Below are 16,988 nucleotides of genomic sequence, written 5' to 3' on the forward strand. Positions count from 1 at the left end.
ATATGAGGAATGAATGTGATCAGTGCCGCGCAAGCCTGCAAGCAACCAGATAGCCGGAGGTTCCTGCTAATCCGGGTCCAGGATGTGCTGATGCTCCAATATGAAAGACATTACGAATAAAAGTCTGATGTGCTTTCGTCCTTTTTGAAGACGCAAAGGGACGCAGCCAGAAAAATTGGTCAGGGGTACAAACTCCTGAATAGGGATCTCCCCCCACCAAATTACAGTTCAGTGTCTGTAAATCTGTCGGAGAATATGCCCTACGGCCAACAATAGTGGATGAAAACCCCGGGATTACTCTCTCCAGACGAGCCTGTACGCGATCTGCGAACGCTTCACGAACAGCATCATTCCATTTGCCATCTTCGGGAATGGGGATTTCTCCCAGTGCATCTCCTTTCAGATGAGTGGGCAACTCCTGCATCTGAATCCATAAAATCCATCCACCTTCAGGAGCTCGCCCCGGATCAAGCGCAACCGGCTGACCTATAGCTAATGTCGGGTGTTCCGGCAAATAACCATTATTAGCCTGTGTTACCGACAGACAAATTTCTTGCATACTTTCTGTTAAGTGAATAAGCGGCACATGGCATAATTTTGGCTCACTCCATGACGGAGGAGAATTCAGGGCAAAGTGAACCTGCATTCCACCACGCCCATAGCGATATCCCTGCGCATGTTGTTGAACTGTCTCAGGAACATTATCCAGTAAGTGACCATAAAGCTGTTGCGGAGTGACATTGCAGACCACGGCATCAGTAGCGTGATAAACCCTTTCCCCGGCGATGACACCAGAAGCACGGCACTTTCGCCCCCGCTGATGAGTGATAATATGATCAACATTGGTATGCGTGAGAAGCTGCCCCCCATGCTGTTCTATAATCCTTTTCAACGCTTCAACAATGCTGATACTTCCCCCTTTAACTACCGGCATTCCTCCCGATACCACCGCAGCAAAAGTGAGTTTTCCAATCAGGGCTGAACTGGCATCATCCGGCCCCAGACCGGTATGCAAGGCCCATGGCGCAATCAGGGAGCGGATGAAATCGGACTGCAATTCACGTTCAGACCAGCGCCGGAACGTTTCCAGTGAATGACCGGAAAATTCCACCAGCCCATCGATACCGCGTTTTCGCCATTCACTAAACAGTAACCGGAGTACGCTGAAACCATAAGGGTTTTGTCCCAGCAAGCTGAATACCAATTCAGCATCATCATGAAGAATTTGCTGCACCATGTAGCGAAATGCTTCTCCGTCTTTTCCTGCAATTTCATCAAGCTGCAATGCAGCAGGTAAAACGCCCCGCTTTAACGCAATTCCCCGACCATTCGGCTGAACCAGCCCAGTGGAATAATCACTTTGTATGAACTCTACACCCGCTTTTTCTAATTCCGGCTTCAGTACCTGATAAGCCGGGCTACTCAAAAATAGCGGATACCAGCAGGAGAGCACATCATGGATATAACCGGGGAAAAGTTCTTCTGTGCGGATACATCCCCCCAGCACCGCATTCCGTTCCAGTACCAGAACAGATTTTCCCCAGATGGACAGTAGCGCAGCACATACCAGTGAATTTATTCCACTGCCGATAATAATGACTTGTGGTTTAGAACTGTTCATAGGGGTGTTCCATCAGGCTGTTCAACCAGTGCCAGAACTCGCAGAGGGCTTCCCGAACCCCCTTCAATTTTAAGGGGAGCAGCAATAATAACGGTTCCGACTGGTGGTAATAAATCTAGGTTTTTCAGACATTGCAAACCGTATTTATTTGCTCCGTGCATCAGGGTGTGACAAGGATAAGCCACGGGCCATGAATAAGACTGCCCGGCATCAGTATTGATAGTTTCCACCCCAAAGCCCCGGATATTACGTTTATGGATAAGCCACTCTACTGTTTCCTGATCAGGCCCCGGTGTATGGGCTCCGTCATCACGCATATTGAGGAAGCTAGCGGGATCATCCGCCCGTTTTGACCAGTCAGTACGGAACAGCAGCCATGCTCCAGCAGGGATTTGCCTGTGTCGATTTTCCCATTCAAGCAGGAAGTCAATGGTCAGCAACCAATCGGGATTTTTTGCCACTTGTTGGCTGGCATCCACAACGACTGCGGGTGCCACAAAATTATGCAGCGGAATGCTATCAACGGTATTATCTGAGTAATCTTTGCCGCTGACCCAATGCGCTGGAGCATCAAAGTGGGTGCCTGTATGCTCTCCACAACTGAAATTATTCCAATACCAGCCCGGCCCGTTTTCGTCGTAACAAGAAATACGCTCCATTTTGAATGACCAGACTTGCCCATATTGTTCAGGTAACTGTAAAGCCGGGAAATCAGGCGATAAAGTCTGTGTAAGATCAATCACCTTCACTCCCCCCTGATCCAACGCTGTGGTGAACATATTTAGCAGGCTTTTCATGCATCCTCTCCCAGATTGTTTCCCACATCATGCAACTCCGTAAACATACCGCAGTGAAAAACCAACGGCTTACCTTCGAGGCTGGCAATACGTTTCACCTGACCAATCATCAACAAATGATCACCGACATGGGTTTGCTGGTGGTTCGAGCAAACCAGTGTTGCTATTGCGCCACAAATTGCTGGGATCCCTTCCGGCGTCTCTTGTACAGGAATATCCTGAAACTTGTTTTCAACCCTCGGATTAGCAAACCGCAGAGCCAGTTCCTGATGGTCACAGCTAAGAATGCTAATCGTAAAATATTCACAGTTCTGGAATACAGTCAGATTGGGAGAGTGGTTGACCAGGCTCCAGAGTATCAGCGGTGGCTCCAGTGAAAGTGATGCAAATGAATTGATGGTCAGACCTACATTACGCCCGTCTGCCGTTCGTGTCGCAACAATGGCAACACCGGTTGGGTAGCTCCCAAGAATGGTACGCAATGCCCTTGCCTCAAATTCGGTTATTCCCCATTCAGTACCGGGTAACATTGCTGCGCTGTTCTGGATATTCATGGTCATGTTGACTTTTTCCACACTGAAATTCTCCACACTAAAACCCTGCTTTTCAGGTAGCTTGTTAAATCACTTGCTTAATTAAGAATTAGCCGCCTGTGCATGTTGTGTCTGTGAGTTAATGTAGGCTTCACAGGCGTCACTGTCCCGCCACCACGGAAACAGTATAGGAGGGTGATTGAAAGCATTGGCCATTGTGCTGGCAAGTGCCGGCAACTGCTGAGCTGCGCCTAATAGATGCAGGATATGAGGTTTTGGTGGGATAAGCAGACTGTTTGTCCATTCCGCTACATACTGGCTGTAATCCCAGAATCGCTCAAAGGTATCGTTCATCCATTCTGCCGTAAAAGGTTTGTCACCACGGGCAAGAATCGATTCGTAATAGACCTGACAGGCTTTGGTCGCATTGTTGGAGCCTTGTCCGGTAAGCGGATCATTTGTCACTACCGCATCACCCAGTCCAAAGACCTGACGCCCAGACGGTAATGTCAGTACCGGTTTGCGCACTACCGGTGCGAAACGTCCGGCCAGAATGCCGTTCTCATCGGTCAGTTCTACTTTTTCGCAACGTGCGGCTTCCCACGGCAGAAAGGTTTTAAGGATGCGGAGGCTATAAGCCAGATGCTCCTGCGGTGTTCTGGCTTCCTGCCAGCCATCCATTGCTCCTCCCGGTATTCCTTCAAAGACCATAATGTCACAGGGACCGCTCAGAGTCAGAGCAGGAAAAACAAAATACTCACCTACTCCGGGGATCAGGTTGAAAGAAACCCGTGAATATTCAGGCACTGGCAGCATACCATTCACATAAGTCAGTGCCAGTCCACGCTGCGGCTTATCATAGGGGGAACGGGTTGCATCACGCTCCAGCAATCTCACAACTTCCCCTTTTCCGCCCGCCAGAATAACCAATTCATGAGTAGATGCCAGCTGCTCCAACTCATTAACACCTACATCAAGAATCACCAAATTACCGCCACGGGAAGCAAACAACTCCATCCAGAAAGGCATTTTAATGCGCTGATCAACCGCCTGTGCGTACTTATCGAGCCGGGCGCTCCAGTCAATGACTTTGGTATTTGGTATTTCCGGATGCGGAACAGCGAAACCGATTCCTTCAACTGGCGGACATAGTGCTTCCCATTTATTCAACCCCAGCTTCCGCTCAAACTGTAAAGAAGAATCGAACATACACTGGCTCGACATCACCCGACCATTCCGGACATCATCAGGGGTGCGATTGGTAACTACAGTTACCTGATAGCCCTTGTCAAGTAGACCAAGGGCCAGAGGCAGTCCGGCCTGACCACCTCCCACAATAGCGATACGACGCATGGTATTTTTCTCCTACCTTGTATTTCATTTCAACGATGTTTTGTGACAAGAACGATTTGCGACTATTCCGCCAGACGGCAAATGGCAGGTTTTGCCTGCTCAGGTCCCATCACTGAATAACCACCATCAACGGAGTAATCGGCTCCGGTCACAAAGCTCGACAAATCAGAAAGAAGAAAGGACACGACCTGAGCAATTTCTTCAGGATCGCCCGCACGGCCAAGTAAGTGATAATCTGCGGCAACTTCATCTGTTTTCCGGCGACTGCCCTGAGTCAGTTCATCCATGACCCGTGACCAGGTCCAACCCGGTGAAACGGAGTTCACACGAATGCGATCAGCGGCATAGTCCATTGCCATGCTGCGGGTAACTTGTAATAAAGCGGCTTTTGAGGCGGGATATAGCCAACGACCTGTCTGGGCAACAGAGGATGAAACGCTGGTGAAGTTAACAATTGCTCCACCTCCGGCTGCCATAAAATAAGGATGGGCAAACTGGGCAGCCTTGACGGCGCTGACCACATTAATATTCAGTGCCGTCAGCCACATTTCGCGGCCGGAGTCGGCACCATCATCCAGATAAGTTGCAGCAAGATTAACGAGACAGTTAAGGCGGCCATAATAAGCAGCCACCTCGTGTATCCCCTGAGAGAGCTGTTTGTCATCAGCAATATCAACAGGCCAGAAATGAATATCATCAGGTCGGACATCGCAGGCTTTTTTTCCGCCTTCACGATCAATATCAAAAATAGCAACCTTAACACCATATTCACTCAATACTCTGGCAACGGCCGCACCTATTTTGGTTGCACCACCAGTAACAATAGCGACCTTATTACTTAATCCTTTCATGAGTGATCCCCTTGTACATATATCTGCCACTATTCAGGACAAACTATCAGGACAAATTATTCGGTCGGAGCAAGAAGTTCGGGGCATTGAAAAAGGCACATTTTTGACTGAATAGCTTTTGTTCAAATAGATTTTGTTCGAATAGCTCGTGACTGAATAGCCGATCAGAGATATAAACACCGAATATCCAATCTCTTGTATATTTAGTGTTTTTATAATTAATAAATCATGGTGGGTATCATTACGTGAAAAAGATAAGAACAAATAGCCGATATTTGCAGGAAATATCCATCCAGTGCAGGTATTCAAAAATGTATTAAATAGATTTAAAGATTTAGAAATAAGATATTCTTTGTTTAACTTATTCCATCACAGATCACACTGAGATAGTAACCCACGGAACTAATCATCCTGAAGTTCCGGATCTCAAGTCCGACATCATGGTTGCGAATTGCGATTAATCTGTTTCTGATTTACCGGAGAAAAACGCGTCCGTCTCGTTCTGGTCAATTATAATATTTGGCTAAAACATATTTCACCCAACACATCACTAACAATAAAAAATATCAATAATTAAACTCCCCCTATAATCAATAAAAAGACAAGAATAATAAAAAACAACATAGACACTAATTAAAACAACAACCAGCATTACACTATAAATAACAACATCCATAAGTAATATAAAACAATCATATTCACATAAAAAATATACTCTGGTATTTTGGATAAACAAAAACCCAATTATTAAATAATAACTCTATTTCACGAGGATGAGTGTTGAAAGATTGCAAGATTATTTGTAAGGACATCATGAGAGATGATGCTACGTTCTAACGTGCAAATTAAGATCAGGCAAATCATCAGCCCTATTCATTTTGTACTATCAACTATGACTAACTTGTAAGCAGAATACACTCATATAAATAATTATGAGAAAAGCTGAGGATCATTTTAATCCAGATTTATATCACCTCCACCCTGCTCAGGAGAATATATTTTACGAACAACTTCTTTATGAGAACAGACCAGTACATACCCTAAACTGGTATACATTAATAGAGGAAAATGTTGATATTACCCTCTTGCAAAAAACATTGAATTTACTATATCAACATATCGATACTTTACGTTTACGTATATTCATCAATGCCGACAATGAAGTGGTTCAATACATTCAGGAACAAAGTATTCCCACATTAATCAATGAATACGATGTTTCAACACTATCTGACTCTGAAAATCATGCACTTCTGTGGATGAAGCAACAAAACAATATCCCTATAGATTACTTAAATGAAATACCCTACCAGTTCACATTAATCCGTCTTTCCAATGAAAAGCATTATTTTTTCACGACATTCCACCATATTTTCATTGACGGCGTCGGATTATACCGATTTCACGAGTATGTTTATAAATTATATACATGCCTTAAAAATGGAACATCCACAACGTGGTTATCTGAAATTCCGCAATATCTCACGGCAGTAAAAAAAGCAAGAACCTATTTAAATAATTTTAATTATGAAGATGATGAAAATTATTGGCTGGATTTTTTAAAGAAAAATGAAATACACCAATTAACACCTTATTACCATAATAAAGGCTCTGATAATCAGACGCTGACATTACCACTCTCAGTTAAAAACGATTTACGTACTTTTTGTCACGAAAACAAAACTAATTTACTTGCCGTCTTTTCCACACTTGCTTCTATTGTTATCGCTGAATTAACCAGGCAACAAGAGATAACTTTCAACACGACAAGTCATGGAAGAACAACAAAATCTGAAAAATATGTTGTCGGGATGCAAGCAAACACGTATCCAGTGCATTGCCATATTTCACGAGCCTCTTCCATCGTTAAGCAAATTAAACAAGTAGAATCAGCGCTGAAAAACAGCTATCTCCACGGGAAATTTCCCACTTCACATCTTACTCGTCTTGCGCAGCAAAATAGAGTTTCTTTACCCAACATCCTGATTTTATATGACCGGTTTTCAGCATCGGATACTGAAATTGACCAAATTCAGCATTTTCATATAGACACTGAATTTAATATTAATCCCATCTTATTTAGGCTGAAAGACCATGGCCATGATCAAGAATTAAAAATAACCATCCAATATTTACAAGCCTATTTTAGTAATTCAGAGGTCAATAATATCCTTAAACGGTTAAATAACCTGATAACGGCTACTATTGACAACCCTGCTATTTTAGTCAGTGAATTACCTATCTTGTTAGAGCAGGAACGCTATACCCTATTAAATATCTGGAATCAGACCGATGCTCCTTACCCGCAGGATAAAACCCTGCCACAGTTGTTTGAAGCGCAGGCGACAGCCAATCCGGATAACGTTGCGCTGGTGTTTGAAGACGAAACCCTGACCTATCGCCAGCTTAATGAACGGGCAAACCAATTGGCACTTGTGATCCGTGAACGTTATCAACAACAGCATAATGTACCTATGCCAACAGATACGTTGATCGCGCTCTATCTGGAACGCAGCCCGGAAATGGTCATCAGTATACTGGCGGTACTCAAAGCTGGCGGGGCTTATGTGCCTGTATCACCGGATTATCCCCCGGAGCGGATTCGGTTTATGCTGGACGATACTCAGTCTCCCTGTGTTGTGACCCAGCAGAAATTTCTGCCCACATTGCAAGCCTATACACAGACACCCGTAACGCTCCCCACCCTGATTGCCGCAGATGACAGGAGTGTCACTGAAAACGATTCAACAGAAAATCTGGCATTAGCCGGTCAGGCGACAGATTTAGCCTATGTTATTTATACTTCCGGCACGACCGGAAAACCCAAAGGCGTTTTGCAGACTCACCATAATGTCAGTCGCTTATTCACCTCCAGCCAAAAAGATTACCAGTTCGATCAACACGATGTCTGGGTGCTTTTCCATGCATATACGTTTGATTTCAGTGTGTGGGAATTATGGGGTGCCCTACTCTATGGCGGGCGTTTAATTATCCCCACGGTTGAGTGCACCAAAGATTTCCGCCAATTCAGCCGGTTATGCGCCGAACAGAAGGTGACGGTACTGAATCAAACGCCGGGGGCATTTTATGCCTTTATCGACGAAGCAGTAAGTAACAGCACAGAGTTTCCTCACCTTCGCTATGTGATCTTTGGTGGCGATAAATTAAATCCGGTTCAGTTAACTCCCTGGTGGGATCGTTATGGTGATCAAAAACCGGCGCTCATCAATATGTATGGGATCACCGAAACCACCGTCCATGTGACTTACAAAAAGTTAACGCAAGGCGATAGCAGTGCGGTATCCCGCATTGGGCGGCCCCTGAGCGACATGTCTGCCTACGTACTGGATCCTGCCGGACAACTGGCTCCGATAGGTGCCCCCGGCGAACTTTACATTGGCGGCGCAGGGCTGGCACGAGGATATTTAAACCGACCGGAATTAACCGCCGAACGTTTTATCGCAAACCCGTTTGCCAACGATAGGCACAAAGAACTGGGTTACACACGTCTGTATAAAACCGGTGATTTAGCCCGCTGGCTCCCCGATGGCGAACTGGAATATCTGGGACGTAATGATTTTCAGGTCAAAATTCGCGGCTACCGTATTGAACTGGGCGAAATTGAAAGTGCGCTGGCGGCACATCCACAGGTTAAACAGGCCGTTGTCATCGATCGCGACTATCAGGGTAATACCTCATTGATCGCCTATCTGGTGATTGAGGGTGAACTTTCTGACGAAGGATTAATCAGCCATTTATCTTCTTACCTGCCCGATTATATGCTGCCCGCCAGCTTTATCCGGATTGAGGCGATCCCGCTGACGCCAAACGGTAAAGTAGACCGCAGAGCCTTGCCGGAGCCGGTTTTCGGTCACAAAGAACATTACGTCGCGCCGCGCAATGCACTGGAAACCCAGCTATGTGCAATTTGGCAGGATGTTTTAGAACTGGAACAAATCAGTATTGACGATAATTTCTTCCGTCTCGGCGGCAATTCCCTGACCGCCATTAAACTGATTGCGGCTATTCGCCGTACTTTGTCTACGGATATTTCACTGGCACAACTGTTTGAATTGAAATCCATTTCCGGGTTAGCCACGCAGATGGACGAGCATATTTGTACCGTTATCCCGCCGCTGGCAAAAACGCGCTATCCCTTGTCGTTTGCGCAGGAGCGGATGTTGTTTATCGAACAGTATGAACAGGGTTCCGATGTCTACCATATCCCGTATCTGGTTCAGTTGGCTCAGGATACTTCACTGCCGATACTGGAAACCGCCATTAACCGCTTAGCTGAACGCCATGCCGTGCTGAGAACCGTGTATCGCAGTGATGGTGAAGACCAGATGTTCCAGCAGGTGTTGGACACGTATTTGCTGATTCAGTCTCAATCCTGTGACGACCGGGAGATGTTGCTGGCTAACGCGCGGACCGAGATAGCCACTCCCTTTGATTTAACCACTGACCCCAGCCTACGCCTGCGGCATTATCAGGTCGCAGACAGTCATTACTTATTACTGTTATGGCACCATATCGCAATGGATGGCTGGTCCATCGATATCTTTATGGCGGAACTGGCGGAGGTTTACCACGCGCTGCAAGCAGGCCGTGACAGCCAGCTCCCTGCGCTGGATATCACCTACGGGGATTACGCAGCATGGCAACGGGATTATTTACAGGGAGACATCCGCGAACAACAACTGGCTTACTGGCAACACACACTGGCGGGCTATGAATCGCTGGCACTGCCCACGGATCACCCCAGACCGGCACAGGTTAATTATCAGGGGCAGGATCTCAATTTTGAGCTGGACACCCAGTTGTCTGAACAGCTACGGATACTGGCAAGAATGCAGGAAACCACCCTGTATACCGTGCTGCTCAGTGCGTTTTACGTCACACTGGCGAAATTATCCGGACAGGATGACATCATTATCGGCACCCCGACGGATAACCGTCACCACGCGCAAACCCTGCCCCTGTTAGGCATGTTCGTCAATTCACTGGCTTTAAGGGCGCAACTGCAACACACCGATAGCGTAACCGAATTGATTGCACAAGCACACAAACTGGTTAGCAGTGCCAAAGCCCATCAGGATATGCCGTTTGAGCAATTGGTTGAAGCACTGAACATTGAGCGGGATACCGCCCGCCATCCGCTATTTCAGGTGATGTTCAGTGTACAGGCTTTCGGTGAAAATCATCGTGGTGAAAATTCATCAGACAATTGTCTGCCATTCACGCCGGTGGCACTGGATGAACCCTTATACAGCCCGGCCAAATTCGACCTGAGCCTGTTTTTGTCTGATGGCAAAACGGCGATTACCGGTTGCCTGAACTACGCCGTGAGCTTGTTTAATGACACCAGCATCACCCGTATCGTGGAGAGTTACCAACGGGTTTTGAGCGCATTTGTCGCTGACCAGCAACAACCGTTGTCCGGCATTGATATTTTATCGGTACAGGAACGTCATACCCTATTAACTATCTGGAACCAGACTGACGCCCCTTATCCGCAGGATAAAACCCTGCCACAATTATTTGAAGCGCAGGCGGCTCAGCGAGCCGATGCTATCGCTGTCATATTTGAAGAGCAACGGATCAGTTATGGCGAACTCAACCGGCGCGCCAACCGACTGGCGCATCATCTGATTGCACTGGGCGTTAAACCAGATAATCTCGTCGCGATTTGCCTTGAGCGTAGTTTGGATATGGTGATCGGGATACTGGCTATTCTCAAGGCGGGTGGCGCGTATCTGCCACTCGACCCGGCTTATCCCGCCGAACGATTGGCCTATATGCTGGATGATGCAACGCCGGTAGTCTTACTGACGCAAACCGCACAGGCGGATAAACTGACCACGTCAGTCCCCACCGTGTGGCTGGATAATCCGGCTCCGGACTTTGACACGCAACCGGACACCAATCCGGATGCTCAGGCACTGGGGCTGACTGCCCGTCATCTGGCTTACGTGATTTACACCTCCGGCTCCACCGGACAACCCAAAGGCGTGATGGTGGAGCACCGTAATGTCCTGAGTCTGATCATCAACAATGGCTTTGCCAATATTGGCCCGGATGACTGCATTGCCCATTGTGCCAACCCCGCTTTCGATGCCGCCACCTGGGAAATCTGGGCAGGATTAATTCATGGGGGCTGTATTCTCCTCATTCCGGAAAAAACGCTGTTACATCCTGACCGGTTTAGCCAATGCCTGTCATCAGAAGGCGTCAGCGCGCTGTTTCTGACCACCGCGTTATTTAATCAATATGCAGATTTAATCGCTCCCGCATTATCAGGGTTACGTTATGTTTTGTTCGGCGGCGAACTGAGTGATAACCGGGCAGCCATTCGTCTCAGAGCCGCATATGCGCCTACACACCTGCTACATGTTTATGGGCCAACAGAAACGACCACGTTCGCAACCGCCTACGATATCCCCCTGACTGAAAGTGAAGCGGAAAAACTCCCTATCGGGCGGCCAATGAGTAATACTCAAATCTATATTCTCGATAAACAAGGCCAACCCGTTCCACAGGGAGCCGTGGGCGAACTGTATATTGGCGGTGACGGCGTGGCGCGGGGTTATCTTAATCAGCCTGATTTAACGGCCGAACGCTTTCTGACTAACCCCTTCTCCTCAGTGCCGGAAGCGAGAATGTACAAAACCGGCGATTTAGGCCGATGGTTGCCAGATGGCAATATCGAATGTCTTGGACGCAATGATTTTCAGGTCAAAATTCGCGGCTTCCGTATTGAACTGGGGGAAATTGAAAATGCGCTGACAGCACATCCACAAGTCAAACATGCAGTGGTGATTGACCGTGAGCATCACGGACAGAAAGCGCTGGCAGCCTATCTGGTCATTGAGGGCATTTTAGACGATGAGGCACTCCTCACACATTTATCCGCGCGTCTGCCGGACTATATGCTGCCCGCCAGTTTTACCTTTATGGAGGCTATTCCGCTAACGCCGAACGGCAAAGTGGATCGCAGAGCCTTGCCGGAGCCGGTTTTCGGTGACAGAGAAAATTATGTTGCGCCCCGTAATGCCTTAGAAACCCAGCTTTGTGCTATCTGGCAGGATGTTTTAGAACTGGAGCGGGTCGGTATTGATGATAACTTCTTCCGTATCGGCGGCAATTCTCTGACCGCCATTAAACTGATTGCCGCTATTCGTCGTACCCTGTCTACGGATATTTCACTGGCACAACTGTTTGAGCTGAAAACCATCGCCGGATTAGCCACGCAGATGGACGAGCATATTTGTACCGTTATCCCGCCGCTGGCACAAACGCGCTATCCCTTGTCGTTTGCGCAGGAGCGGATGTTGTTTATCGAGCAGTATGAACAGGGTTCCGATGTCTACCATATCCCGTATCTGGTTCAGTTGGCTCAGGATACGTTACTGCCGGTACTGGAAACCGCCATTAACCAGCTGGCTGAACGTCATGCCGTGCTGAGAACCGTGTATCGCAGTGATGATCAAGACCAGATGTTCCAGCAGGTGTTGGACACGCATTTGCCGATTCAGTCTCAATCCTGTGACGACCGGGAGATGCTGCTGGCTAACGCGCGTACTGAGATAGCCACTCCCTTTGATTTAACCACTGAACCCAGCCTACGCCTGCGGCATTATCAGGTTGCAGACGGCCATTACTTATTACTGTTATGGCACCATATTGCAATGGATGGCTGGTCCATCGATATCTTTATGGCGGAACTGGCGGAGGTTTACCACGCGCTGCAAGCAGGCCGTGACAGCCAGCTCCCTGCGCTGGATATCACCTACGGGGATTACGCTGTCTGGCAACGGGATTATTTACAGGGAGACATCCGCGAACAACAACTGGCTTACTGGCAACACACACTGGCGGGCTATGAATCGCTGGCACTGCCCACGGATCACCCCAGACCGGCACAGGTTAATTATCAGGGGCAGGATCTCAATTTTGAGCTGGACACCCAGTTGTCTGAACAGCTACGGATACTGGCAAGAATGCAGGAAACCACCCTGTATACCGTGCTGCTCAGTGCGTTTTACGTCACGCTGGCAAAATTATCCGGACAGGATGACATCATTATCGGCACCCCGACGGATAACCGTCACCATGCGCAAACCCTGCCCCTGTTAGGCATGTTCGTCAATTCACTGGCTTTAAGGGCGCAACTGCAACACACCGATAGCGTAACCGAATTGATTGCACAAGCACACAAACTGGTTAGCAGTGCCAAAGCCCATCAGGATATGCCGTTTGAGCAATTGGTTGAAGCACTGAACATTGAGCGGGATACCGCCCGCCATCCGCTATTTCAGGTGATGTTCAGCGTACAGGCTTTCGGTGAAAATCATCGTGGTGAAAATTCATCAGACAATTGTCTGCCATTCACGCCGGTGGCACTGGATGAACCCTTATACAGCCCGGCCAAGTTCGACCTGAGCCTGTTTTTGTCTGATGGCAAAACGGCGATTACCGGTTGCCTGAACTACGCCGTGAGCTTGTTTAATGACACCAGCATCACCCGTATCGTGGAGAGTTACCAACGGGTTTTGAACGCATTTGTCGCTGACCAGCAACAACCGTTGTCCGGCATTGATATTTTATCGGTACAGGAACGTCATACCCTATTAACTATCTGGAATCAGACTGACGCCCCTTATCCGCAGGATAAAACCCTGCCACAATTATTTGAAGCGCAGGCGGCAAGGACACCGGAGCATATCGCACTGGTGTTTGAAGGCGAAACCCTGACCTATCACCAGCTTAATCAACGCGCCAATCAGTTGGCCCACGTCATACGCGAACGTTATCAGCAACAGCATAACCAAACGATGCAGGCTGACACACCGATAGCCTTGTATGTTGACCGCAGCCCGGAAATGATAATCAGTATCCTGGCGGTTCTGAAAGCCGGGGGCGCTTATGTACCTGTTTCGCCGGAATACCCGACAGAGCGGGTACAGTTTATTCTGGCTGACACCGCAACCCCTTGTATTCTGACGCAACAGCACTATCTGACCACGCTCCGGCCATTGGCTGAGTCATCAATCCTTATCGCGGCAGATAATCAGGCAGACACCGTCAGCCAGCCGGTGGAAAACCCTGACTCCATCAATAAACCGACCGATTTGGCTTATATCATCTATACCTCCGGCACCACCGGCCAGCCTAAAGGCGTGATGATTGAACATAAAAACGTGGCCCACTTGGTGACAGCACAAACCACATTTTGGAATATCGGAAAGACAACAAAATGCTTAATGTTTATCACCTATGTATTTGATGCTTCTGTTTCCGAATTATTCCCCGCGTTATTGGGTGGCATGACCCTTTACCTTTGCAGTGAAGCCGAACGAAATGCCCCTGCCCTTGCGCAACTCATTCAACGGGAAGGTATTGAAATGGCGACCTTGTCGCCGGCAATACTGAAATTGCTGGTTGATACAGAATTACCCTCCCTGCGGTTATTGGTCACAGGAGGCGAATCCCCCTCACTCGATTTTATGGATCATTTCAGTCAATACAGTAGCGTGGTAAATGCTTACGGCCCGACAGAAATTACCGTTTGTGCAACACAGAAGCAGTACCAAAGAGGCGATCTTGTTACCAATATTGGTCAGGCCATTAATAACGTTCGTCTTTACGTACTGGATCGTTCCGGTAATCCTGTACCTGTCGGTACGCCGGGGGAACTGTATATTGGCGGTGCAGGTGTAGCACGAGGCTATTTAAATCGCCCTGAATTAACGGCGGAGCGCTTTGTTGCTAACCCTTTTGCAACCGCAAACGATACGGTTAAAGGTTACACCCGTCTGTATAAAACCGGTGATTTAGTACGTTGGTTACCCGATGGTGAACTGGAATATCTGGGGCGTAATGATTTTCAGGTCAAAATTCGCGGCTTCCGTATTGAACTGGGGGAAATTGAAAATGCGCTGACAGCGCATCCACAAATTAAACAGGCAGTGGTGATAGATTATGGGCATCATGGCCATAAAGTATTGGCAGCCTATCTGGTTGCCGAGGGTGCTGTCTCCGATGACATGCTGCTGACGCACTTATCTGCTCGTCTGCCGGACTATATGCTGCCCGCCAGTTTTACCTTTATGGAGGCTATTCCGCTAACGCTGAACGGCAAAGTGAACCGCAGAGCCTTGCCGGAGCCGGTTTTCGGTGACAGAGAAAATTATGTTGCGCCCCGTAATGCCTTAGAAACCCAGCTTTGTGCTATCTGGCAGGCGGTTTTAGGGCTGGAGCAGATAAGCATCCACGATAATTTCTTCCGCATTGGTGGTGACTCCATTATTAGTCTCCAGTTGGTGTCCAAGCTGCGTCAGGCCGGTTTTTCGCTTCAGGTGAAAACCATTTTTGAGGCACCGACCGTGGCACAATTAGCGGTATTACTGATGCAAACAGCGTCTACTGCCGAAATCTTTGCCGAACAAGGGTTATTGAACGGAGAGTTTGCTTTACTGCCTGTTCAGCAAACCTTCTTTGGCTGGCAGTTAGCTCAGCCCCATCACTGGAATCAGGCCTTTATGATTCAGATCCCCAGCGATATCCAAATCATACAGATTGAACAAGCGCTGGCTGCATTAACTGAGCGGCACGATATGCTGCGCTGTCGTTTTTTCGTTACCAAAAACGGCTATCGCCAGTGTTATTCTGCGGATATTCCGTCTTCACAACCTCGGTTAAAACACCGTGATATCCGTCAGTGCAGTCAGGAAGAACTCCACCAGCAACTTACCCAGTGGCAAAGTGGGTTCAATTATCACAACGGGCCACTCTGGCAGGCCGCTCATCTGACTGGCTATGCTGATGGCAGTACCCGATTATTCTTCGCCTTCCATCATCTGATTATTGATGCGGTGTCCTGGCGGATTATTGCGGAAGATATGCGTTTGCTATTACAGGGAATGCCCCTGCCTGCGAAAACCAGCAGTTATCGCCAATGGGTTGCCGCTGTTCAGCAGTATGCCCGGCAGCATCAACATGAAGTGCCTTACTGGAAACAAGTGCTGGCAGGTAATAACAGCAAACCTACGTTGGATAATCTCATACGCCATCAGCTGGAAATCTCGGCAGAAATGACCGATATCCTGCTACATGAAGCTAACGCAGGTTTTCACACCGAAATTAATGACTTATTGTTGAGTGCGTTGACCGTGGCCTTGCAGGATACCTTCGACAAATCTGTCAACCATATCCTTCTGGAAGGACACGGGCGGGAATCTATTGATAACACAATAGATATTTCCGAAACCGTTGGCTGGTTTACTACTATGTACCCGGTTCGTCTGGAAAATCAGGCGAATATAACCGACACCCTTATCCATACCAAAGAGATGCTGCACACTGTGCCAAACAAAGGTATTGGTTACGGCGCATTACAACAGGCGGGTTATCTGACCGATGATTTGCCTGCTATCAGTTTCAACTATCTTGGACAGTTAGGCAGTGCCAGCCGTCAGGACTGGTCAATCACCAATGATGATTGCGGAACGATGATAGCCAGCGAAAACGGCGGTCATTTTCTGTTAGGAATTAATGGCGCCGTTCAGGCCGGAAAACTGCGGTTTTATGTCGATTCCCGCCTGCCACAGACTAAAACAGCCCTGTTTACCCGGGCATTTGAGCAGGCACTCAATCACATCATCACCACAGCGCAAAAACAGTCACGAACGGGAGAAATAATGACTCCCAGTGATTACGGTATCAAGGGTGTTTCGCTGGAGCAATTCAACCAGATAACTCACCATTTTGAACATACCAATAATGTCAGTTCACCCCACGACTCCGAAAATGAAACTACTTTGGATTTATAGAA

The 16,988-nt window shown here is 47.8% G+C and carries 6 protein-coding genes; 1 reads left to right on the forward strand and 5 read right to left on the reverse strand.

What is annotated here, in order from left to right; translation table 11 throughout:
• Positions 1 to 19: 19 nt before the first annotated feature.
• From Xsto_RS08795 to Xsto_RS08815, 5 genes are all read right to left on the reverse strand, one after another.
• Positions 20 to 1,621: a phytoene desaturase family protein gene (locus Xsto_RS08795; RefSeq protein ID WP_099124802.1), complete on the reverse strand. Its 1,602-nt coding sequence runs from the start codon at positions 1,619 to 1,621 to the stop codon at positions 20 to 22.
• Complete coding sequence (locus Xsto_RS08800) at positions 1,618 to 2,418, reverse strand: cyclase family protein (protein ID WP_099124803.1); 801 nt, start codon at positions 2,416 to 2,418, stop codon at positions 1,618 to 1,620. The genes Xsto_RS08795 and Xsto_RS08800 overlap by 4 nt, the downstream gene beginning before the upstream one ends.
• On the reverse strand, positions 2,415 to 2,993 hold the full coding sequence (locus tag Xsto_RS08805) for a flavin reductase family protein (RefSeq protein ID WP_244590364.1): 579 nt from the start codon (positions 2,991 to 2,993) through the stop codon (positions 2,415 to 2,417). The genes Xsto_RS08800 and Xsto_RS08805 overlap by 4 nt, the downstream gene beginning before the upstream one ends.
• Before the next feature lie 60 nt (positions 2,994 to 3,053).
• On the reverse strand, positions 3,054 to 4,304 hold the full coding sequence (locus Xsto_RS08810; protein WP_099111427.1) for a styrene monooxygenase/indole monooxygenase family protein: 1,251 nt from the start codon (positions 4,302 to 4,304) through the stop codon (positions 3,054 to 3,056).
• A gap of 62 nt (positions 4,305 to 4,366) precedes the next feature.
• Positions 4,367 to 5,155 carry an SDR family oxidoreductase gene (locus Xsto_RS08815; RefSeq protein ID WP_099111428.1) on the reverse strand — a complete coding sequence of 263 codons (789 nt, stop codon included), beginning with the start codon at positions 5,153 to 5,155 and terminating at the stop codon, positions 4,367 to 4,369.
• A gap of 932 nt (positions 5,156 to 6,087) precedes the next feature.
• Here Xsto_RS08815 and Xsto_RS08820 point away from each other — a divergent pair.
• Positions 6,088 to 16,986, forward strand: a complete 10,899-nt coding sequence (locus Xsto_RS08820; RefSeq protein WP_099124804.1) for a non-ribosomal peptide synthetase — start codon at positions 6,088 to 6,090, stop codon at positions 16,984 to 16,986.
• Positions 16,987 to 16,988 lie beyond the last annotated feature (2 nt).

The organism is Xenorhabdus stockiae, assembly GCF_002632825.1.
In the GTDB taxonomy this organism is placed as follows: Bacteria; Pseudomonadota; Gammaproteobacteria; order Enterobacterales; family Enterobacteriaceae; genus Xenorhabdus; species Xenorhabdus stockiae.

Bases quoted from the DNA above. Each gene is read 5' to 3' on its own strand.
- Xsto_RS08800 (WP_099124803.1), bottom strand. From the start codon at position 2,418: ATGAAAAGCCTGCTAAATATGTTCACCACAGCGTTGGATCAGGGGGGA.
- Xsto_RS08795 (WP_099124802.1), bottom strand. From the start codon at position 1,621: ATGAACAGTTCTAAACCACAAGTCATTATTATCGGCAGTGGAATAAAT.
- Xsto_RS08820 (WP_099124804.1), top strand. From the start codon at position 6,088: ATGAGAAAAGCTGAGGATCATTTTAATCCAGATTTATATCACCTCCAC.
- Xsto_RS08815 (WP_099111428.1), bottom strand. From the start codon at position 5,155: ATGAAAGGATTAAGTAATAAGGTCGCTATTGTTACTGGTGGTGCAACC.
- Xsto_RS08810 (WP_099111427.1), bottom strand. From the start codon at position 4,304: ATGCGTCGTATCGCTATTGTGGGAGGTGGTCAGGCCGGACTGCCTCTG.